This window comes from Streptomyces sp. NPDC008079 (genome assembly GCF_042957385.1).
Classification (GTDB): domain Bacteria; phylum Actinomycetota; class Actinomycetes; order Streptomycetales; family Streptomycetaceae; genus Actinacidiphila.
On the sequence record NZ_JBIBIC010000004.1, the window covers coordinates 462494 to 481958 of the forward strand.

15 protein-coding genes are annotated in these 19465 nt (G+C 71.8%); 5 read left to right on the forward strand and 10 right to left on the reverse strand.

The annotated features are described in order from the left end of the window. Nucleotides 1-40: 40 nt before the first annotated feature. Entirely contained in the window at nucleotides 41-1009 is a 969-nt protein-coding gene (locus tag ACFZAM_RS13470; RefSeq protein WP_391045591.1) for an ArgP/LysG family DNA-binding transcriptional regulator, read from the reverse strand. Nucleotides 1010-1075: 66 nt separating this feature from the next. On the opposite strand from ACFZAM_RS13470, the gene ACFZAM_RS13475 reads away from it, so the two are divergent. Next, a complete protein-coding gene (locus ACFZAM_RS13475) occupies nucleotides 1076-1687 on the forward strand; it encodes a LysE family transporter (RefSeq protein ID WP_391045594.1) in 612 nt (203 codons plus the stop codon). Nucleotides 1688-1726: 39 nt separating this feature from the next. On the opposite strand, the gene ACFZAM_RS13480 is transcribed toward ACFZAM_RS13475, so the two are convergent. Beyond that, nucleotides 1727-3811, reverse strand: coding sequence for a SpoIIE family protein phosphatase (locus ACFZAM_RS13480; protein ID WP_391045596.1), 2085 nt, complete (start codon nucleotides 3809-3811; stop codon nucleotides 1727-1729). Nucleotides 3812-3977: 166 nt separating this feature from the next. Continuing rightward, nucleotides 3978-4418: a DUF2000 family protein gene (locus ACFZAM_RS13485; protein WP_391045598.1), complete on the reverse strand. Its 441-nt coding sequence runs from the start codon at nucleotides 4416-4418 to the stop codon at nucleotides 3978-3980. Nucleotides 4419-4518: 100 nt separating this feature from the next. Between ACFZAM_RS13485 and ACFZAM_RS13490 the strand changes: the two genes are divergently transcribed. After that, nucleotides 4519-4992, forward strand: coding sequence for an Lrp/AsnC family transcriptional regulator (locus ACFZAM_RS13490; protein ID WP_355345924.1), 474 nt, complete (start codon nucleotides 4519-4521; stop codon nucleotides 4990-4992). 45 nt (nucleotides 4993-5037) lie between these two features. Here the strand turns inward: ACFZAM_RS13490 and ACFZAM_RS13495 are convergent, their stop codons facing one another. Then, nucleotides 5038-6522: a GH1 family beta-glucosidase gene (locus ACFZAM_RS13495; protein ID WP_391045602.1), complete on the reverse strand. Its 1485-nt coding sequence runs from the start codon at nucleotides 6520-6522 to the stop codon at nucleotides 5038-5040. 378 nt (nucleotides 6523-6900) lie between these two features. Further along, entirely contained in the window at nucleotides 6901-7947 is a 1047-nt protein-coding gene (locus ACFZAM_RS13500) for a LacI family DNA-binding transcriptional regulator (protein ID WP_355345918.1), read from the reverse strand. A 395-nt stretch (nucleotides 7948-8342) separates the two neighbouring features. Between ACFZAM_RS13500 and ACFZAM_RS13505 the strand changes: the two genes are divergently transcribed. Then, nucleotides 8343-9167, forward strand: coding sequence for an aldo/keto reductase (locus ACFZAM_RS13505; protein ID WP_355345915.1), 825 nt, complete (start codon nucleotides 8343-8345; stop codon nucleotides 9165-9167). An 84-nt stretch (nucleotides 9168-9251) separates the two neighbouring features. Here ACFZAM_RS13505 and ACFZAM_RS13510 read toward each other — a convergent pair whose 3' ends face one another. After that, nucleotides 9252-9575, reverse strand: a complete 324-nt coding sequence (locus tag ACFZAM_RS13510; RefSeq protein WP_355345913.1) for a plasmid stabilization protein — start codon at nucleotides 9573-9575, stop codon at nucleotides 9252-9254. Between the two features lie 270 nt (nucleotides 9576-9845). Here ACFZAM_RS13510 and ACFZAM_RS13515 point away from each other — a divergent pair, with 270 nt between their 5' ends. Continuing rightward, complete coding sequence (locus ACFZAM_RS13515) at nucleotides 9846-10742, forward strand: DUF4389 domain-containing protein (protein ID WP_391045607.1); 897 nt, start codon at nucleotides 9846-9848, stop codon at nucleotides 10740-10742. Between the two features lie 6 nt (nucleotides 10743-10748). Here the strand turns inward: ACFZAM_RS13515 and ACFZAM_RS13520 are convergent, their stop codons facing one another. Further along, nucleotides 10749-11948, reverse strand: a complete 1200-nt coding sequence (locus tag ACFZAM_RS13520; protein ID WP_391045610.1) for a beta-1,3-glucanase family protein — start codon at nucleotides 11946-11948, stop codon at nucleotides 10749-10751. A 158-nt stretch (nucleotides 11949-12106) separates the two neighbouring features. Continuing rightward, nucleotides 12107-13138, reverse strand: coding sequence for a substrate-binding domain-containing protein (locus ACFZAM_RS13525; RefSeq protein WP_391045613.1), 1032 nt, complete (start codon nucleotides 13136-13138; stop codon nucleotides 12107-12109). A gap of 375 nt (nucleotides 13139-13513) precedes the next feature. Between ACFZAM_RS13525 and ACFZAM_RS13530 the strand changes: the two genes are divergently transcribed. Beyond that, nucleotides 13514-16660 (forward strand): GH92 family glycosyl hydrolase, encoded by a 3147-nt coding sequence (locus ACFZAM_RS13530; RefSeq protein WP_391045615.1) that lies wholly within the window; start codon nucleotides 13514-13516, stop codon nucleotides 16658-16660. Nucleotides 16661-16743: 83 nt separating this feature from the next. Here the strand turns inward: ACFZAM_RS13530 and glgC are convergent, their stop codons facing one another. Beyond that, on the reverse strand, nucleotides 16744-17961 hold the full coding sequence (glgC, locus tag ACFZAM_RS13535) for a glucose-1-phosphate adenylyltransferase (RefSeq protein WP_355345901.1): 1218 nt from the start codon (nucleotides 17959-17961) through the stop codon (nucleotides 16744-16746). Nucleotides 17962-18062: 101 nt separating this feature from the next. Next, a complete protein-coding gene (gene glgA, locus ACFZAM_RS13540; RefSeq protein WP_391045618.1) occupies nucleotides 18063-19238 on the reverse strand; it encodes a glycogen synthase in 1176 nt (391 codons plus the stop codon). Nucleotides 19239-19465: the final 227 nt, after the last annotated feature.

A 19465-nucleotide genomic window follows, 5' to 3' on the forward strand; every position in this document is an offset into this window, starting at 1 on the left:
CCGGCCGGGGCGTGCGCACACACGCCCCGGCCGGTCCGCGTCAGCCCGCCGCCCGCGCGCCGTCGGTGTCCTTGAGCGCGACCGCCGCCGTCCGCACCACGGCCTCGGCGACGGCGGCCAGCGCCGGGGAGTCGAGCTTCCACTGCTGCCAGTAGAGGGGGACGTCGACGGGCCGTTCGAAGGCGAGGTCGACCAGCGTCCCGTCCCTGCGGTGCCCCACGGCCTGCACCTCGGGGATCATGCCCCAGCCGAGCCCCGCCGCGACGGCCGTCACGAAGGAGTCGGAGGAGGGGACGTAGTGCCGGGCGCGCCGGGTGACCTGGGTGCTCGCTGCGCGGCCCGCGACCGGGGTGTTCGCGGCGCGGCGCGGCGCGAGGGCGCGCAGGAAGCGGTCCTGGAGGTCGTCCTTGCGGTCGAAGTCCACCAGCGGCGCGTCCGGCAGCGCCTCCCGCAGCGGCGCCCCCGACAGCCACCGCGTGTGGAAGGCGGGCGCGGCCATGGCGCGGTACCGCATGCGGCCGAGCGCGCGGACCGTACAGCCCTGCACGGGCTCCGGCGAAGAGGTGACCGCCGCCATCACCAGCCCCTGCCGCAGCCACCCGGCGGTGTGGTCCTGGTCGTCGCAGCGCAGGTCGAAGCAGACCGGCAGCCCCGCCGGGACCTCGGCGAGGGCGGGCAGGAACCAGGTGGCGAGCGAGTCGGCGTTGACCGCGATCGGCAGCGCCGTCGTACCGGCGGTCTCGTCGGACAGCCCCAGTTCGGCGCTGGCGTCCCGCTCCAGCCGGGTCAGCTGGCGTGCGAATCGGACGACGATCTCGCCGGACTCGGTCAGCCGTACCGGCTTGGTGCGCAGCAGCAGGACGCGTCCGGTGCGCTGTTCCAGCGCCTTGACGCGCTGGCTGACCGCGGACGGCGTGACGTGCAGGGTCTGCGCCGCGGCCTCGAAGGTGCCCTCGTCGACGGCGGCGAGCAGCGTGCGGACCTGGTCCAGCGGGAGATCGATCATCACGATCCCTTATGCTACCTAAGAATCATTAGCTGGATTGATGACAGGGGCTCTCCTAGCCTCGTCACCATGCACGCAGCCCTTCTCGCGGCTCTGGCGGGTCTCGGTACCGGCCTGTCGCTCATCGTCGCCATCGGCGCCCAGAACGCCTTCGTCCTCCGGCAGGGCATCCGCCGGGAGCACGTCGCCGCGGTCGTCGCGATCTGCGCGCTGTCGGACGCGGCACTGATCACCCTCGGCGTGAGCGGGATCGGCGCCGTGGTGCACGCCTGGCCCTCGGCCGTCACGGTCGCGGCCTGGGTCGGCGGCGCCTTCCTGGTCGGCTACGGCGTGCTCGCCGCCCGCCGCGCGCTGCGCCCGGAACACCTCGACCCGGCGGGCGCGAGCGGCGGCACCCTGCGCGCGGCCGTCCTCACCTGCCTCGCCATGACCTGGCTCAATCCGCATGTGTACCTGGACACCGTGCTCCTGCTGGGGTCGGTGGCCAACGGGTACGGCGGTGGCCGCTGGCCGTTCGCCGTCGGCGCCGCGTCCGGCAGCGTCCTGTGGTTCGGCGCGCTCGGCTTCGGCGCCCGGCTGCTGCGGCGGCCGTTCTCCCGGCCCGGCTCCTGGCGGGTCCTCGACGGGGTCATCGCCGTCACGATGGTGACGCTGGGCGTGGTGATGGTGGTGCGGCTCTGAGGAACCGCCGGTGACCGCGGCCGATGCCCCGGCCCGTCCTCAGCCCCACATCCCCTCCCACACCCGCCCCTGCGCGGTCGGCCGGAAGCCGATCACGGCCGCGTCGTCGCGCCGCGAGTCGGCGGCGGCCAGCAGCCTGGCGCAGAGCGCGGCCAGCGGCACCCCGTCGGACTGCGCCTCCTCCGCGTGCGCGGCCAGATGCGCCATGCCCTCGGTGAGGTCGGTGCCCGGCACCTCGATCAGCCCGTCGGTGTAGAGCAACAGCGTGTCGCCCAGGCGCAGTTCGTGGTGCCAGGTGGCGCGCGGCAGCGCCGGGTCGACGCACAGCGGCAGGTCGGGCCCTTCGCCCTGGAGGAAGCGCGGCGCCCCTGAGACCGGGAGCAGCAGCGGCGGCGGGTGGCCCGCGTTGGACCAGGCCGCGTGCCAGCCGCCGCCCGGCCCCGGCGTGAGCTGTGCGTGGACGGCGGTGACCAGCGGCGCGATGCCCAGGCCGTCGGCGACGCGGTCGAGCCGGGCGAGGCTGTCGGCGGGCGTGCCGGGGTGGACCTGGTCGTAGGCGATGACGCGGAGCATGCTGCGCAGCTGGCTCATCGACGTGGCCGCCTCCAGGTCGTGGCCCGCGATGTCGCCGATGGTGAGGGCGACGGAGCCGTCGGGGAGCAGCAGCGCGTCGTACCAGTCGCCGCCGATCTCGGCGGTCTTGCTGGCGGGCTGGTAGTGCGCGGCCAGTTCGGCGCCCGGCACGCGCGGGGTGGGGGTGAGCAGGGCCCGCTGGAGGGTGAGGGCGGTGTGCCGGGTGCGCTGGAGCTCCAGCGCCTGGCGCAGCGGGTCGCGCACCTCGTGCAGGATCTCGCCGAGCAGCGCGAGGTCGGCGGGGCCCGGCGGCGGGCTGTCGGCGCAGGCCGCCGCGACGGCGAAGGCGACCACGGCCGCGTCGATGACGATCGGCACGATGGTGAGGCTGGTGGCCCTGACCTTGCGCAGCCAGGCGGTGGACGCGTCGGGGACGATGCCGGGCGGCGGTTCGCCGCTGGGGAAGGTCACCAGCCGGGGCCTGCGGCTCTCGATCACCTGCTGGACGACCGGGCCGACCTGGTACGGCTGGTCGTTCAGCGGCGGCAGGTCGGGCAGTCCCGCCCTGGCCGTCTCGGCGATCCGGGTGGCGGTGGCCGCCCCGCCGGGACCGGGAGGCAGCCCCACGGCGGGCAGCAGGAACACCACGCAGGCGTCGGTCAGCTCCGGTACGACCGCCGAGGCCGTCGCGGCGAACGCCTGGGCCACGTCCTGCGCGGCGGTGACGGTGGCGACCCGGGCCAGCAGCCGCTCGCGCAGCCGGTTGCGCCACTGGTCCTCGACGTCGGAGGTGGTGCCGATCCACTCGACGGTCTCGCCGTCGCGCACGACCGGCACCGCCCGCGACTGCACGCGCCGGTACGCGCCGGTCGCCGTACGCATCCGGAAGGTGCACACGAACATCGTGGCCGGCCCGGTCGCCGCCTCCTGGAAGGTCTGGAGGAGCCCGGCGCGGTCGTGCGGGTGCACCGACTCCAACCACACCTCGTCGATCCTGGACCGCCATGGCAGCCCCGTGAACTCCTCGAAGCCGCCGACCAGCTCGGTGATCGCGCCGTCGGGCCGCATCAGCCAGACGATCTGCGAGACGGCCGACATCAGCGCCTCGTAGCGCTGCAACGCCTGGTGGCGCTCCTCCGACAGCTCCTCGGCCCGCTCGGCGGCCTCGATGTGCGCGGTGGTGTCGATCGCGACGGTCAGCACGCCGGGGCCGTGCCGGGACACCACGGGCGAGAGGCTGTACACGAAATGCCGCCGCCCGGGCGCGCCGGGCGTGGTGCTCCGCGTGGTGCGCGGGGTGGTCACCTGGCGCGGCGCCTTGTCCGTGTAGACCACGTCGAGCAGGTCGAGGTACGGCGACTCGTGCGGCTCGTCGAACACCTCGCCCGCCGGGACGCCGAGCGGGCGCGGTCCGAACAGGTCGTGGAAGGCGTCGTTGTAGTACACCAGCCGGTGCTCGGGCCCCGACGTCAGGGCCACGGACACGATGGCACGGTCGAACACCTCGGGCTCCAGCTCGGGGACGCCCATCTCGCGACCGGTACGCCTCATCCCTCGATCATCGCTCGACTGGCGCCGACGGGCGCGTCGGGAGCGCCGGGACGAGTACGTACCGGCGGGTACGGGGCGCACACCGCGGGTACGGGACGCACACGCGCACACCTACCGGCGGATACGCGGCGGCCCGTGCGTACGCGCCCGCGGCCCGTACTCGCGCTCAGCGCAGCAGCGGGAGCCTGCCGACCAGTCGGTCCACCGCGTTGCGCGGGCCCACCAGGCTGATCGCGCTGTACGCCACGTCCTCGCCCTTGGTGCCCGCGAGCTGGTCCAGATACTGGTCGTAGACCCGTGAGGTCTGGGCCGCCTCGGGCATGTCGACCACCAGGACACCGTCCTTGGCCGCCGCCTTGCCGCGCAGCTCACGCAGCGTGCCGGCGTCGGCGGCGAGGACGGAGCAGCCCGCCCAGGGCAGGCCGGGGTGCACGCCGCCCGAGGCGTCCTCGCCGCCGCGCCCCACCAGGTCCGGCAGTTCCTTGCCGACCGAGGCGGCCATGCAGGCGGCGGCGTTCACCAGCCGCCCGGCGGGCAGCTCCTCGTCCACGACGATGACCCATTTGAGTTTCGCCTGCCGGGTCGACAGGTCCGTGCGCACGTCCATGCGGCGCCCTCCATCCGATCGGGAATCCGCCGCCTAGACTAGGCACACGTGCCGTCTTCTCTCAGAGCTACCGAACTTCATCAGGCAGATAGGGACTCTCGTGGAATTTGATGCGCTGGACCAGGCTCTGCTGGGGGAATTGCAGCACGACGCACGGCAGACCAACCGCGATCTCGCCGCCAAGACCGGCGTCTCCCCCTCCACCTCGCTCGAACGCGTCAAGCAGCTGCGCGACCGCGGGGTGATCACCGGCTACCACGCGACCCTGGACCTCGAAGCGATCGGCCGCCCGGTGCAGGCGCTGATCGCGGTACGGGTCAGGCCGCCCGCCCGGCCGGTCATCGAGGGCTTCCGCGAGTGGGCCGCCACGCTGCCCGAGGTGATCGGCCTGTTCGTCACCTCGGGCCCGCACGACTTCCTGATCCACATCGCGGTCCCCGACGTGAACGGCGTCTACGCCTTCGTCATCGACCGGCTCACCGAGCGCCGCGAGATCGCCGATGTGCAGACGACGATGGCGTACGAGCACGTACAGCGGCACCGCGTCGACCCGGCCGGGCCAGCCGCGCGCTGACCGGGCCCGGCGCGCACGGCCGGACCGCGACACGCCCCGCCCGCCTCACACCGCGCGGACTCCGGCACCGCGGCGGTGCGGGTGGCGCGGTCCCGGCGCGCCGGGCGCGGCGCGGTTGGCCGCGATCAGGTCGGCGTACCACCGGGCGCTGTCCTTGAGGGTGCGGCGCTGGCTGGCGAAGTCGACGTGCACGATGCCGAAGCGCTTGCTGTAGCCGTAGGACCACTCGAAGTTGTCGAGCAGCGACCAGAGGAAGTAGCCGCGGACGTCCACGCCCGAGCGCACCGCCTCCAGCACGGCGGCCAGATGGCCGGCCAGGTAGGCGATCCGCTCGGGGTCGTGGACGGCGCCCGACGGGTCGGCGTAGTCGTGGTACGCGGCGCCGTTCTCGGTGATCATCAGCGGCACGCGGGGCAGTTCCCTGCCCAGGCGGCGCAGCAGTCCGGTCAGGCCCTCGGCGTCGACCGGCCAGCCCATCGCGGTGCGCGGGCCCTCCGCGGGCAGGAAGCGGACGACGCCGTCGGTGCCCGGCCACGGCGAGGGCTCCGCCGGGGAGGGGCGGCCGGGCACGGCGGAGGGCGAGGCCGCCGCGGCGGCGACCACGGTGGGGCTGTAGTAGTTGAGGCCGAGTACGTCGATCGGCCGGGAGATCTCGGCGAGGTCGCCGTCCCGTACGAACGACCAGTCGGTGAGCGCCGCCGTGTCCTCCATCAGGTCGCGCGGGTAGCGCGCGTGGAAGACCGGGTCGAGGAAGATCCGGTTGGCCAGCGCCTCGATCCTGCGCACCGCGTCGCGGTCGGCCGCGGAGTCGGAACGGCCGCGCACCGCCGCCAGGTTGAGCACCAGCGAGACCGCGGCCGTGTCGGGGAGCAGTGCGCGCAGGGCGCCGACGGCCATGCCGTGCCCGAGGTTGAGGTGGTGCGCGGCGCGCAGTGCGGCGGCCGGGTCGGTCCTGCCGGGCGCGTGCGCGCCGGAGCCGTAGCCCAGAAAGGCGCTGCACCAGGGCTCGTTGAGGGTCGTCCACAGCGGGATGCGGTCCCCCAGCGCCTCGCCGACGAGCTCCGCGTAGTCCGCGAACCGCGCCGCCGTGTCGCGCTCGGGCCAGCCGCCCGCGTCCTCCAGCTCCTGCGGCAGATCCCAGTGGTAGAGCGTGACCACCGGCCGGATTCCCGCCTCCAGCAGCCGGTCGGTGAGCTGCCGGTAGAAGTCCAGGCCGCGCTGCACCGCGGGGCCCCGGCCGGTCGGCTGGACGCGGGGCCAGGACACCGAGAACCGGTAGTCCGTGACGCCGAGTTCGCGCATCAGCTCGACGTCCTCGGGCATCCGGTGCCGGTGGTCGGCGGCGATGTCGCCGGTGTCCCCGTTGCGCACCCGCCCCGGCGTGCTGCTGAAGGTGTCCCAGATCGACGGTGTCCGCCCGTCCTCCGTCGCGCCTCCTTCGATCTGATACGCGGCCGTGGCCGTCCCCCACCGGAATCCGGCCGGGAACCGCAGCTCCTCGGCAGTGGCGTGGTCGTCGACAGCGGTCATCTGGAAGCGCTCCCATGGCGGGTGGGTCGCGGATACGCGACGGTCGGGCGGAACGGGTGGGTTCGGTGCGCCGAGAGTCGGGGGGCCGCTCCGTCTGAGAGCGCTCTCAGGCCACCAGAAGGAGCGTGCCCGCTCCGGCGACCCCTCGTCAAGAGCCGTCGCACGACGAATACGGGAGGAGTGCCACAATTCGGCCCGCGCGGCGGAGTGGTGACGGTCCGTCGAACCCCGCCCCGGCCGAGCGGGACCAGTCCGTCCGACGCGTCTGATCCGGCCGATCCGGTCCGTCGGATCCCGGCCCGGCCGAGCGAGCCCGACTGGTCCGGCCCGTCTGATCCTGTCCGACCGATCCGGTCCGGCTGATCCGGTCCGGCGGCCTCAGGCGGAGGCGCGGACGATCAGCCGGGTCGGGGTGACGATGGACGACAGCGCCGGAACGGCCTCGGCGGCCAGCGCGGGCTCCAGGGCGCGCAGGAGGAGGCGGGCCATGAGGCGGCCCATTTCTTCGATGTCCTGGCGGACGGTGGTCAGGGGCGGGTCGGTCCATTCGGCGACGGAGACCATGTCGTCGAAGCCGACGACGGCGATGTCGTCGGGGACGCGGTGTCCTGAGGTGCGCAGGACGCGCAGGGCGCCGGAGGCCATGACGTCGGAGGCGGCGAAGACGGCGTCCAGGTCGGGGCAGCGCTGGAGGAGTTCGGCCATGGCGCGGGCGCCGCCTTCCGGGGTGAAGTCGCCCTCGGCGATCATCCGCGGGTCGGTCTCCGGCAGCACGTCACGGAACCCGTCCAGCCGGTCCACCGACGCCAGTTGGTCGAGCGGTCCCGCGATGTGGGCGATCCGGCGGCGGCCGATGCCCAGCAGGTGCCGTACCGCGTCCCGCGCACCGCCCCGGTTGTCGCAGTCCACGTACAGGGCGCGGCGGCCGGACTCCTGATCGGACCAGGTGGGACGGCCGCCGATGACGATCGGCACGTCTCCCCTGCTGGAGAGCACGGGCAGCGAACCGTCGGTGTGCAGCGAGAAGATCAGCGCGCCGTCGACGTGACCGCCCGCCAGATAGCGGCCGACCCGCTCGTAATCCGCGGCCCCCTCGGTCAGCAGCAGCACCAACTGATTGTCCCGCGCGGTGAGTTCCTTGCTGATCCCGCGCACCTGCTGCGCGAAGAACGGGTCGGTGAAGAACCGCGTCTCCGGCTCGGCCACCACCACCGCGATGGCGTCATTGCGCCGCGTCACCAGCGTGCGGGCCGCCTGATTCGGCACATATCCCAGCTCGTCCACGGCCTTGCGGACCCGCTCCACCAGCGGTCCCCGTACTCCCGCTCCCCCGTTGACCACCCGCGAGGCGGTGGCACGCGACACCCCGGCCCGCGCGGCGACGGCCTCCAGCGTAGGACGCGGCGCGAAGCTCGGGTCGGACAAGGGACGTCTCCTTCACGCGGGGCGGCGTGGCACGGAACAGGCACAGCGTAACGGGTTACACCCCTGCCGAGAGAGCGCTCTCCGAAGCGAATTCGGCACGCTCCCGGATTCGGGGTGTTTGGCGGTGCGGGACCCGGGCACCCGAACCTTTGAGGCACCCCCCCGCCTCACAAGCCGATACGGCCGGCGGCATCCCCCCCGTCGTCCGGTCGTATCGGCTGGGCGCCTCTCATGACCCGTTCAGGGTCCGCGCGCCGGGGTCTGCCGTCGGCAGGCCGGATACGTCGGCAGAAGTTACGGTGGGTGAAGGCCGCCCTGTCACTCCGGGCTCGTCGCCGCAGGTCAGGCGGCTCCACCGGGAATCATCCGCCGAGACACGCAAGGAAGTCGCGCACATGTCTGCTGTGCCCGCTCTCACGCTCAACAACGGCGTCGCCATCCCCCAGCTCGGCTTCGGGACGTTCCAGATCCCGCCGAAGGACACCCGGGAGGCGGTCACCACCGCCCTGGAGATCGGCTACCGCCACATCGACACCGCCGAGATGTACGGCAACGAGAAGGAAGTCGGCCAGGCCGTCGGCGCGTCGGGCCTGCCGCGCGAGGAGGTCTTCGTCACCAGCAAGCTCGACAACTCCTACCACGCGTACGGCGACGCCCTCACGGCCTTCGCGCGCTCGCTCGACGACCTGGACACGCCGTATCTGGACCTCTTCCTGATCCACTGGCCGAGGCCCGCGGTGGGCGACTTCACCGAGACGTGGCGGGCGCTGGAGGAGATCTACGCCTCGGGCCGCGCCAAGGCCATCGGGGTGTCCAACTTCCAGCCGCCGCACATCAGCCGCCTGCTCCAGAAGTGCACGGTCGTCCCCGCGGTCAACCAGATCGAGGTGCACCCCTACCTGGTGCAGGACGACGTAAGGGCCTTCAACGCCGAGCACGAGATCGCGACCGAGGCGTGGTCCCCGATCGCCAAGGGCAACGTGCTCAAGGACCCGGTGCTGGTGGCCGCCGCGGAACGGCTGGGCCGCACACCCGCCCAGGTCACACTCCGCTGGCACATCCAGCGCGGCGACATCGTCTTCCCGAAGTCGGTGACCCGCGCCCGCGTCGAGGAGAACTTCCGGCTCTTCGACTTCGAGCTGCCCGAGGCCGACATGGCCGCCATCACCGCACTCGACCGCGGTGAGCGCACGGGCCCCGACCCGGACACCTTCAACTGAGCCCGAGCCCGAGCCCGGACCTGGACCGGGACCCGGACCTCAACCCGAGTCGTCCGACGCCCGGCGGCCGTCAGCGGGCGGGCGTCAGCGGCCGAGCGCCTTGGACAGCTCCGCCTTCGTCATCGACGAGCGGCCCTTGATGTTCCGCTGCCTGGCCTCGTTGTAGAGCTGTTCCTTCGTCGGGCCCTGCGCGCCGGAGTGCGAGCGCAGGCCGCCGCGGCGGCCCGACGACATGTCGTGGGTGGAACTGCGGCTCGCGGTGCGCGCCTCGCCGGAGCGGGCGCGCTCCTTGTTGACGGTGCGCGCCGCGATCTCCTTCGCCCGCTTCTCGGACCCGCCGCGGTCCTCGACGCTCTCCTTGATGTGCTCGTACTGGCGCTCGCGCTTGGCACTCGATCCCCTGGGCATGGCTCGCACCTCTCGGTCGTCGTCATCGCTGCGGCGGCGCCCGCGGGTCACGCGCGGCGCCCCTGTTCCCGCGCCTGCCCGGCACGTGCGGGCCTACACGGAAGCCCCCCCTTCGCGCTCCATGGTCACCGCCCGCGGGAGCGCCCGCACGGCGGTGCGGCCCGTCCGGGCGTCACCCGGCCGCCCTGCTGGACATGCGAGGGGTGCCCCGTACTGCGAGGTTCGTCCACGAGGGCGTCTTCGTGGACGCCCCGGGACGGAGCGCCGGGCATGACGCAACCGATGTGGGCGAGGCCCGAGGGGGCCGAGCCGGTGGAGAGGCTGCCGGAACTGGACATGCCGGACCCGGGCCGCCAGCGGCGGCTGACGGTGCTGCTGCGCTGGCTGCTGCTGATCCCGCAGTTCATCGTGGTGTTCGTGCTCGGCGTCGGCGCGTTCTTCACCGTCATCGTCGGCTGGTTCGCCGCGCTGTTCACCGGGCACCTGCCCGAGGGCGTGGCCCGCTACCTCGGCGCGTTCCTGGCGTACGAGACGCGTGTGCACGCCAGCGCGATGCTGCTGGTCGACCGGTATCCGCCGTTCGCGCTGCGGCCCGCCGAGCACTATCCGGTGCGGATCGAGCTGCGGCCGGGGCCGCTGAACCGGCTCGCGGTGTTCTTCCGCATCATCTTGATGATCCCGGCCGGCATCGTGCAGGGCCTGGTGACCTCCGGCTGGTACGCGCTCGCCTTCATCATCTGGCTGATCACGCTGGTGCTCGGCCGCATGCCCCGGCCGCTGTTCGAGGCGAGCGCCGCGACGCTGCGCTACAGCATGCGGTTCAGCGCCTACGTACTCCTGCTGACCTCCGCCTACCCCAAGCGGCTCTTCGGCGACGGCGACGCGCCTGGGGCCGTACCGGGCGCGGTGCGGCCGGGCATGCCGGGCGCCGTGCCGGGCGACACCTACGGGGCGGTGCCCGGAGCCGTTCCCGGCGCCCTCGCCTCCGCCACCCGGCCGCTGCTGATGAGCACCGCGGCGAAGGTCCTCGTCGGGGTCTTCCTGGCGGTCGGTCTCGCGGGCCACATCGTCGGCGACACCGTGACCGACTGGGACGGGAACAACGACGACAACGCCGCGGCAGCACCCGCCGCCGCGGCCGTCGTCGTCACCCCACCGGGCCGCTGACGCGGCTCAGTCGAACGGGTCGAGCGTGATCGACGCCTCCTGCGGGTCGCCGTCGTGGACCAGCGACTCGTGGTTGCCGACGTCGTCGAAGGCGAAGGCGTACGCGCTCCCGTCGGCCATCTGCTCGTGGATCTCGCGGGCGTACTGGTTGGTGTCCGCGTCCTGGTAGAAGTCGGACGCGTCCGCGTCGGGCTGCTCGGAGTTGGTCAGCAGCGTCGTGCGGTTGTAACCGGCGCACAGCGTACGGGAGATGGGGCCGCGCACCTGGTCGTTCGGCGCGTCCAGCAGCTTGTAGCAGCCGAAGACGCTGTCGGAGTCCGGCTTCTGGAAGCTGGTGACGACCGCGCCCGAGGAGTCGGTGAAGTTCATGACGTCACCGGAGACCCGGCCGAAGTACTTGGTGTCCGGCTGGTCGCCGAAGGGCGTGACCGTCAGGGTCGAGGAACTGTACTTGTCCCAGACCCGGTTGATGTAGTCGTCCATCACCGAGGCGGGCAGCGCGCCGGACTCGATGCCGTGGCCGGGCGCGAGCGCGCGCAGGACGCTGCCGTCGGGCGCGGTCTCGACCAGGCCCGCCCAGCCGCCGGGCCGCGCCTTGAGGCCGTCGAAGAACCCGTTGTAGCCGCCGGGCTTGAGGTGTCCCGTGGTCTTCGTCGTCCCGTCCGCGGTCTTCACGCCGACCGCGTAGGGGGCGGAGAACATGTCGACCTGCGTGCTGTTGATCCACAGGCCCGAGTCGTTGAGCGTGTACTCGGTCCAGTTGAACAGGATGTCGTGGTTCGGGTCGTCCGGATTCTGCACGGCGGGCTGGACGAGGCCGCCGGTGGTCAGCTTGAAGACCAGCTTCTGGCCGTAGGAGAAGTACACCCGGCCGGAGAACTTGGGGAGCTTCAGGGTGAGCGACTGGCCGTCGGCGGGGCCCGCGATGGACGCGTCGGGTGCCTCGGTGGGGGGATTGCCGCCGGCCGGCCACGCGTGGAAGGCGCCGTCCGCGTCGGCCCAGCCCTGTTCTCCGGTGGCGAGGTTGGTGCCGATGTCGTAGACGTAGACCTGGTCGCCGCGGCCGGAGTTGTTGGTGAAGGTGAGCGGAATGGTGTCCGGCACCGAGGCCGAGGCGGTCGACGCGAGCCCCGCGGCGGTCAGTCCGCCGCCGATCAGCGTGGCCGCGGCCAGCGGTACGAACAGTTTCCGTTTGGTGATGTACACGCTCTGTACTCCTCATCAGTTGGGGCACCGCGGAGGACAGACGTCGCCGGACATCGCGGAATCCGTTCCTCCGCAGCGGTTCTGAGAGCGCTCTCACCCTGATGGGGAATGGTGTGCATGTCAATGACGCGACAGTGGACTTCCGCTGCTGACGGTAATCACCGCTGATCCGGGGCGGGTTGGGGAGGCCGGAGGCCGCGGAATTCGCCGGAGCCGCGGATCACGAGACGGGTCAGCAGCACCACGGAGCGGGGTGCGGAGCGGTCGCCGCCGATCCGGGCGAAGAGCAGATTGGCCGCCGTGCCGCCGATGGCCACCGGGTCCTGGCTGACCACGGTCAGCGGCGGGCTGAGCCGTTCGGCGAGCGGCAGATCGTCGAAGCCGACGATCGCCACCGGGGCCGGGTGGTCGAGGCCGTCGAGCACGCCCATGGTGATCAGGTCGTTGCTGGCGAACAGCGCGGTCGGCGGGTCCGGCAGGGCGCGCAGCCCGGCGAGCGCGCCGCGCGCCTCGCGGTGGGAGCGCAGTTCGTGCCGGACGAGGTCGGGGTCCTCGGGTATGCCGTGCGCGGCCAGCGCGTCGAGGTAGCCGAGGTGGCGCTCCCGCTGGGTCCAGATGCCGTAGCGGTCGCCCAGGTAGGCGATACGGGTGTGGCCGTGGCCGAGCAGGTGGCTGACCGCGCGTTCGGCGCCCGCGCGGTTGTCGACGGTGACGGTGTCCACGGCGAGGCCCTTGGCGGGCCGGTCCACGCAGACCACCTGGGTGCCGCCCTCCATGGGCTGCTTGAGGAAACCGTGGCCGCCGCTGGTCGGCACGATGATCAGGCCGTCCACCTGACGGGCGGTGAAGGCGGCGATGACCTCGCGTTCGCGCCGCGGTTCGTCGTTGGTGCTGCCGACGAGCACGACGTAGCCGCGGCGGTGCGCCTCGTCCTCGACCGAGCGGGCCATCAGCGCGTAGAAGGGGTTGGCGAGGTCGTCGACGACGAGCGCGATGGTGGAGGTGCCGAGGTTCTTCTGGCGCAGATTGCGCGCGTTGTCGTTGCGCTGGTAACCGAGCTTCCTGACCGCCCGCTCGACCCTGGCGGCGGTGTCCGGCGAGACGCCCGGCTCGCCCGAGACGACGCGGGAGACCGTCATGGGGCTCACCCCCGCGGTCCGGGCCACGTCCTTCATCGTCGGGCGCTTCACGGGCCTCCTCCTCGGCGTGCTTCGGGCCGACCGCCGTACGGGCTGGTGTCGATGATGTCAGGCCACGGCGCGGACAACCATCGTCCGTGGTGGAGCGCTTGGTAACGTTCACAAAATGTCAGGCCCTCGCGCGTTCGACCCGACGCATCGTCACGCCCCTTTCGCACGGACCTCGTCGGCGGCTCCGCACGGGCATCGTACGGCCGGAAACACCCGATGTCCCGGCCTGGTCCGCACCCTTGACATTCAGTCAGGTACACCTCAACAATTCGGTTCTGCTTGGTAACGTTCACATGCACTTCGCGCAGCCCCCGTGCCCCGAGGCGGCCCGCAAGGACGACGGCGCGCCGCCTCCGCGAGAAGGTGGTCTCCTCCGTGCCCCCCACTCCGTTCCGCATCAGAACCGTCGGCGCCGCGAGCGCCCTGTTACTGGCCGCCTTCGGCGTCGGCGGCCTGGCCGCGGCCCCCGCGCACGCCGCGACGCTGCCGCTGACGCAGTACGCCGACCCGTTCGTCGGCACCGACGACAGCTCGGCCCCCAACCCCGTGCCGGGCGGCGCGGGCGGCAGTACGTATCCGGGCGCGGTGGTGCCGTTCGGCGGCGTACAGTTCAGCCCCGACACCCCGACGGCCTCGCCCTCCGGCTACCGCTACTCCGACACCTCGATCGAGGACTTCAGCCTCACGCACTTCGACGGCGCGGGCTGCCCGAACAACGAGGACCTGCCGCTGATGCCGGTCACCGGCGCGGTCAGCACCTCACCGGGCACCAACTGGACGAGTTACGCGTCCGGTTACACCAAGGCGAACGAGTCGGCCGCTCCCGGCTACTACAAGAACCGGCTGGACAAGTACGCGACCAATGTCGAGCTGACGGCCACCACCCGTACCGGCATGGGGAAGCTGACCTACCCCTCGTCCACGTCGTCCCGGCTGCTGATCAACACCAGCCGCAGCGCGACGGGAAACCGCAGCGGCACGGTGAACGTCAACGGTTCCGAAGTGACCGGCAGCGTCACCGCGGGCGGCTTCTGCGGCTCCACGAAGACCTTCCAGATCTACTTCGACATCCGCTTCGACCGCGCCCCGACCGGGCACGGCACCTGGTCGGGCGGCACGGTCACCGACGGCTCGTCCAGCGCGAGCGGCACCAACACCGGCGCGTACGTCACCTTCGACACGACCGGCAACGCGGCCGTGCAGTTCAAGGTCGGGCTGAGCTACGTGAGCGTGGCGAACGCGCAGGCCAACGTGGTGGCGGAGAACAACGGCTGGGACTTCGGCGCGGTGCGCACGGCCGCCGACACCTCGTGGAACCAGATCCTCAACCGGGCGCAGGTCTCCGGCGGCGCGACCGCCGACCTCAAGAAGTTCTACACCTCGCTCTACCACGTCTTCCAGAGCCCCAACGTCTCCAGTGACGTCAACGGCGACTACCGGGGCTTCGACGGCGCGGTGCACAATTCGACCCGGCCGGTCTACCAGAACTACTCGGGCTGGGACATCTACCGGTCCTGGGCGGCGCTGGTCGCGCTGATCGCGCCGACCGAGGCGAGCGACATCGCCAAGTCGATGGTCCTGGACGGGCAGCAGGGCGGTCTGCTGCCGAAGTGGTCGCAGCAGACCAACGAGGACTTCGTGATGACGGGCGATCCGGGTCCGATCATCGTCAGCAGTCTCTACGCCTTCGGGGCCAGGGACTTCGACACCGCGAGCGCGCTGTCGCTGATGGAGAAGGCGTCCAACGGCGGCACGATGCAGGGCTCGCCGATCCGCGGCAATCAGGGCACGTACACCAACCTGCACTATCTGCCCGGCGCGCCCTCGGACTCCCTCGAATACTCCGCGTCGGACTTCGCGGTCGCGCAGTTCGCCAAGGCGCTGGGGAACACGTCCAGTTACTCCACGCACATGACGCGCGCGCAGTGGTGGCGCAACACGTACAGCACCGAGTCCGGCTACACGCAGCCGCGCAACTCCGACGGGAGCTGGGCATGGCCGCTGAATCCGGCCAGCCAGAACAACTTCACCGAGGGCAACGCGTCGCAGTACACCTGGATGGTGCCGTACGACTTCTCCGACCTGATCAACGACATGGGCGGCCGGCAGACCGCGGTGCAGCGCCTCGACCACCACTTCACGCAGGTCAACGCGGGCCAGAGCCTGCCGTACTACTACATCGGCAACGAGCCGGAGCACGGTGTGCCGTGGGCGTACAACTACGCGCGTGACCCCGCGGGCGCCTCGGACGCGGTGCGCAAGGTGATGACCGAGTCGTACACCACGGGCCCCGGCGGCCTGCCGGGCAACGACGACCTGGGCGCGACCTCGGCCTGGTACGTGTGGGCCGCGCTCGGGGTGTACCCGGCGACGCCCGGCGCGGACACACTGGCGATCCACGGCCCGCAGTTCCCGTCCGTGCTGCTCCAGCGGCCCGGCGGCAACATCACCATCAACTCCTCGGGCAGCGGCGGCTATGTGCAGGGCGTCAGCGTCAACGGGACGGCCACCAGCCACAATTACCTGCGCTACCCGGACGTGGCGGGCGGCGGGACGCTGAACTTCACCATGGGCGGTACGCCGAGCGCGAGTTGGGGAACGGGCGCGGGCGACGTCCCGCCGTCCTTCACCGACGGAGCGACCCCGGTACCGGCCGCGCCCGAACTGGGCACGGACCTGGCCAAGGGCAAGCCGGTGACGGCCTCGGCGCCGTGCGCGACCGCGGAGTCCGGCGACAAGGCCGTGGACGGCACACTGAAGGACAACAGCAAGTGGTGCTCCACGGTGGCCAATCCGTCGATCCAGGTGGACCTCGGCTCGGTGCAGACCGTGTCGTCGTTCGTGCTCAAGCACGCCGGGCTCGGCGGGGAGAACACCGGCTGGAACACGGCCGCGTTCACCATCCAGACCAGTACCGACGGCGCCAACTGGACCACCGCGGCCACCGTCACGGGCTCGCGCTCCAGCCGTACCTACCACCCGGTCTCGGCGCGCCAGGCCCGCTATGTGAAGGTCGCCATCTCCTCGCCGGTCAACGACGCGGCCGGCTCGACCGTGGCCGCCAGGCTCTACGAACTGGAGGTGTACGGCGGCGGCCAGGCCGATCTCGCGCTCGGCCGCACCGCGACCGGCTCCGACGCGTGCGGCACCACCGAGACGCCCGACAAGGCGGTCAACGGCAGTTACACCGGCGGCAACAGCGACAAGTGGTGCTCGAAGGTGTCGGGCACCAAGACCCTCCAGGTCGACCTCGGCGCCTCGCACGCGCTGTCCTCGCTGACCGTCCGGCACGCCGGGGCGGGCGGTGAGGACCCGAGCTGGAACACCAAGGACTTCGATCTCGCCGTCTCCGCCGACGGCAGCACCTGGACCACCGTCGCCCAGGTCCGCGGCAACACCGCTGATTCCACGACCAACGCGGTGAGCGCCACGGCCCGTTATGTGCGGCTCAGCGTGATCACGCCGACCCAGAACACCGATCCCGCGGCGCGGATCTACGAGTTGGAGGTGTACGGCAGCTAGGCGGCGCTCCCCCGGCCGCACGGGAACGGCGGCCACCCCTCGGTGCGAGGGGTGGCCGCCGTTCCGCGGACGGGCGGTGCGTGTCAGAGCACCAACTGGGCCTTGCCCAGCGCGATCACCCCCGCCGCGGAGACCGTGTACAGCTCGCGGTCGCGGTCCGGGTTGACGCCGATGGTGGCGCCCGGCGGCACGTCGACGTTCTTGTCGAGCACCGCGCCCCTGACGATGGCGCCGCGCCCGACCCGTACGTTGTCGTGCAGTACCGAGCCCTGGACGACGGCGCCGGTGTCCACGACCACGCCGGGCGACAGCACCGAGCGGGTGACCTGCCCGCGGATCTCACAGCCGGGGCTCACCACCGACTCGCCCACGATGCCGCCCGCGGCGATCTTGGCGGGCGGGAGCTGCCCGGAATGGGTGTAGATGGGCCAGCGCCGGTTGTGCAGGCTGAAGGCGGGCTGGTCGGAGATCAGGTCCATGTGCGCGTCGTAGTACGCGTCCAGCGTGCCGACGTCGCGCCAGTAGCCGTGGTCGCGGGCGGTCTCGCCCGGCACGTGGTTGTTGTCGAAGTCGTAGACCTGGGCGACGCCCTGGTCGGTGAGCCGGGGCAGGATGCTGCCGCCCATGTCGTGCACGGACTGCGGGTCCTCCGCGTCCTCGTGCAGGGCGTCGATCAGGGTCTTCGTACTGAACAGGTAGTTGCCCATCGAGGCAAAGACATGCTGGGGGTCGCCGGGCAGCCCCGGCGGGTCGAGGGGTTTCTCCAGGAAGCGTTCCACTTGTATGCCGTCGGCGGCGGGCGAGATCACGCCAAAGCCCGCCGCGTCGGCTCTGGGCACCTTGATTCCCGCGACGGTGACGCCCGCGCCGTGCTCGATGTGCTGCGCCAGCATCTGCCGGGGGTCCATCCGGTACACATGGTCGGCGCCGAACACCGCGATGTAGTCCGGCTGTTCGTCGTGCACGAGATTGAGGGACTGAAGGATCGCGTCCGCGCTGCCGAGGTACCAGCGCGGGCCGAGCCGCTGCTGTGCCGGTACCGGCGTCACGTAGTTGCCCAGCAGGCTGGACATCCGCCAGGTGGTGGTCACATGGCGGTCGAGCGAGTGGGACTTGTACTGCGTCAGCACGCAGATCCGCAGGATGTCCGCGTTCACCAGGTTCGACAGGACGAAATCGACCAGGCGGTACGTGCCGCCGAAGGTCACCGCTGGTTTGGCCCGGTCGGCGGTCAGCGGCATCAGCCGCTTTCCCGCGCCACCGGCCAGCACTATGCCCAGTACCGAAGGTCCTCCACGCATCGAGACCCCCCCTTGTCGTCTCTGCCGCTCATATCTGCTCCTCGTGCCGTTCTCGTGCCTGATCCCGGTCCCGTGTTCCGGCGTTCACCGGCTCACTCCGCCTACCGGCCCTGCGCCAGCACCGACGCGTACAGCTCCGCCGTACGCCGTGCCACGGTGTCCCAGCCGAATTCGCGCACCGCGCGGTCCCGGCCCGCCGCCCCCATCCGCTCCGCCTCGGCGCGGTCGCCGATCACCCGGTTGAGCGCCCGCGCGAGTCCCGCCTCGAACGCGGCGGGGTCCTCCTCGCGGTAGGGCACGAGCAGCCCGGTGACGCCGTCCTCGACGACCTCGGGGATGCCGCCGACCGCGGAGGCGACCACGGGTGTGCCGCAGCCCATCGCCTCCAGATTCACGATGCCCAGCGGCTCGTACACCGAAGGACACGCGAACACCGCCGCGTGGGTGAGGAGTTGGACCACGGCGGGGCGTGGCAGCATCGCCGGGATCCAGTGCACGCCGTCGCGTACCGCGTTCAGCTCGTCGAAGAGCGCGCGGAATTCGCGGTCGAGCGCGGGGGTGTCCGGCGCTCCCGCGCACAGCACGAGCTGCGCGGACGGGTCGAGTTCGCGGGCGGCCCGCAGAAGATGGGGCACGCCCTTCTGCCGGGTGATCCGGCCGACGAAGAGCACGTAGGGGCGCTGCGGATCGATGCCGATCCGGCTGAGCACGTCGGTGCGCGGGTCGGGCCGGTAGGTGGCGGTGTCGATCCCGTTGCGGATGACGTGCACCCGGTCGGGGTCGAGCGCCGGATAGCAGCCCAGGATGTCGCCGCGCATGCCGTCGGAGACCGCGACCACCGCGTCGGCCGACTCCATCGCCGTGCGCTCGGCCCAGCTCGACAGGGCGTAGCCGCCGCCGAGCTGCTCCGCCTTCCAGGGCCGCAGCGGCTCCAGCGAGTGGGCGGTGAGCACGTGCGGTATGCCGTAGAGCAGCTTGCTCAGATGGCCCGCGAGGTTGGCGTACCAGGTGTGCGAGTGGACGAGGTCGCGGCCCTGAAGACCGGCGGCCATGGCCAGGTCGACGGAGAAGGTGCGCAGCGCGTCGTTGGCGCCGTCGAGCGTGGACGGGGCGTGGTGCCGGGTCACCCCGGTGTCGGGGCTGTCCGCCCCGTCGCCCCAGCAGTGCACGGCGACATCCACCAATGAGCGCAGTTCACGGGCCAGGAACTCCACGTGGACCCCGGCTCCGCCGTATACATCCGGCGGATATTCCCGGGTCAACAGACCCACCTTCACCGAGACCTCCTGCCGTCGACAACCGTGTGCCCCTGTTGCCTTCCCCGGTTGGACGCGGCCTACCGCGCGGGAGCCTGACGTAATTCCGCCGCCCGCGCGGTCCGACGGCAGGTCGCACCCGCCGCGCGCGGTCCTAGGTGTATTGATCACGAGCGTTGTTGACATGTGCCGGTGCTTGATCATGGCGAAGACCTCCGGTGTGGTGGAGCTGTCTAGGACTGCACCGC

Coding starts and splice junctions, on each gene's coding strand:
- glgC (WP_355345901.1), bottom strand. CDS start 17,961: ATGCGTGGAGGACCTTCGGTACTGGGCATAGTGCTGGCCGGTGGCGCG.
- ACFZAM_RS13475 (WP_391045594.1), top strand. CDS start 1,076: ATGCACGCAGCCCTTCTCGCGGCTCTGGCGGGTCTCGGTACCGGCCTG.
- ACFZAM_RS13495 (WP_391045602.1), bottom strand. CDS start 6,522: ATGACCGCTGTCGACGACCACGCCACTGCCGAGGAGCTGCGGTTCCCG.
- ACFZAM_RS13515 (WP_391045607.1), top strand. CDS start 9,846: ATGACGCAACCGATGTGGGCGAGGCCCGAGGGGGCCGAGCCGGTGGAG.
- ACFZAM_RS13485 (WP_391045598.1), bottom strand. CDS start 4,418: ATGGACGTGCGCACGGACCTGTCGACCCGGCAGGCGAAACTCAAATGG.
- ACFZAM_RS13505 (WP_355345915.1), top strand. CDS start 8,343: ATGTCTGCTGTGCCCGCTCTCACGCTCAACAACGGCGTCGCCATCCCC.
- ACFZAM_RS13510 (WP_355345913.1), bottom strand. CDS start 9,575: ATGCCCAGGGGATCGAGTGCCAAGCGCGAGCGCCAGTACGAGCACATC.
- ACFZAM_RS13480 (WP_391045596.1), bottom strand. CDS start 3,811: ATGAGGCGTACCGGTCGCGAGATGGGCGTCCCCGAGCTGGAGCCCGAG.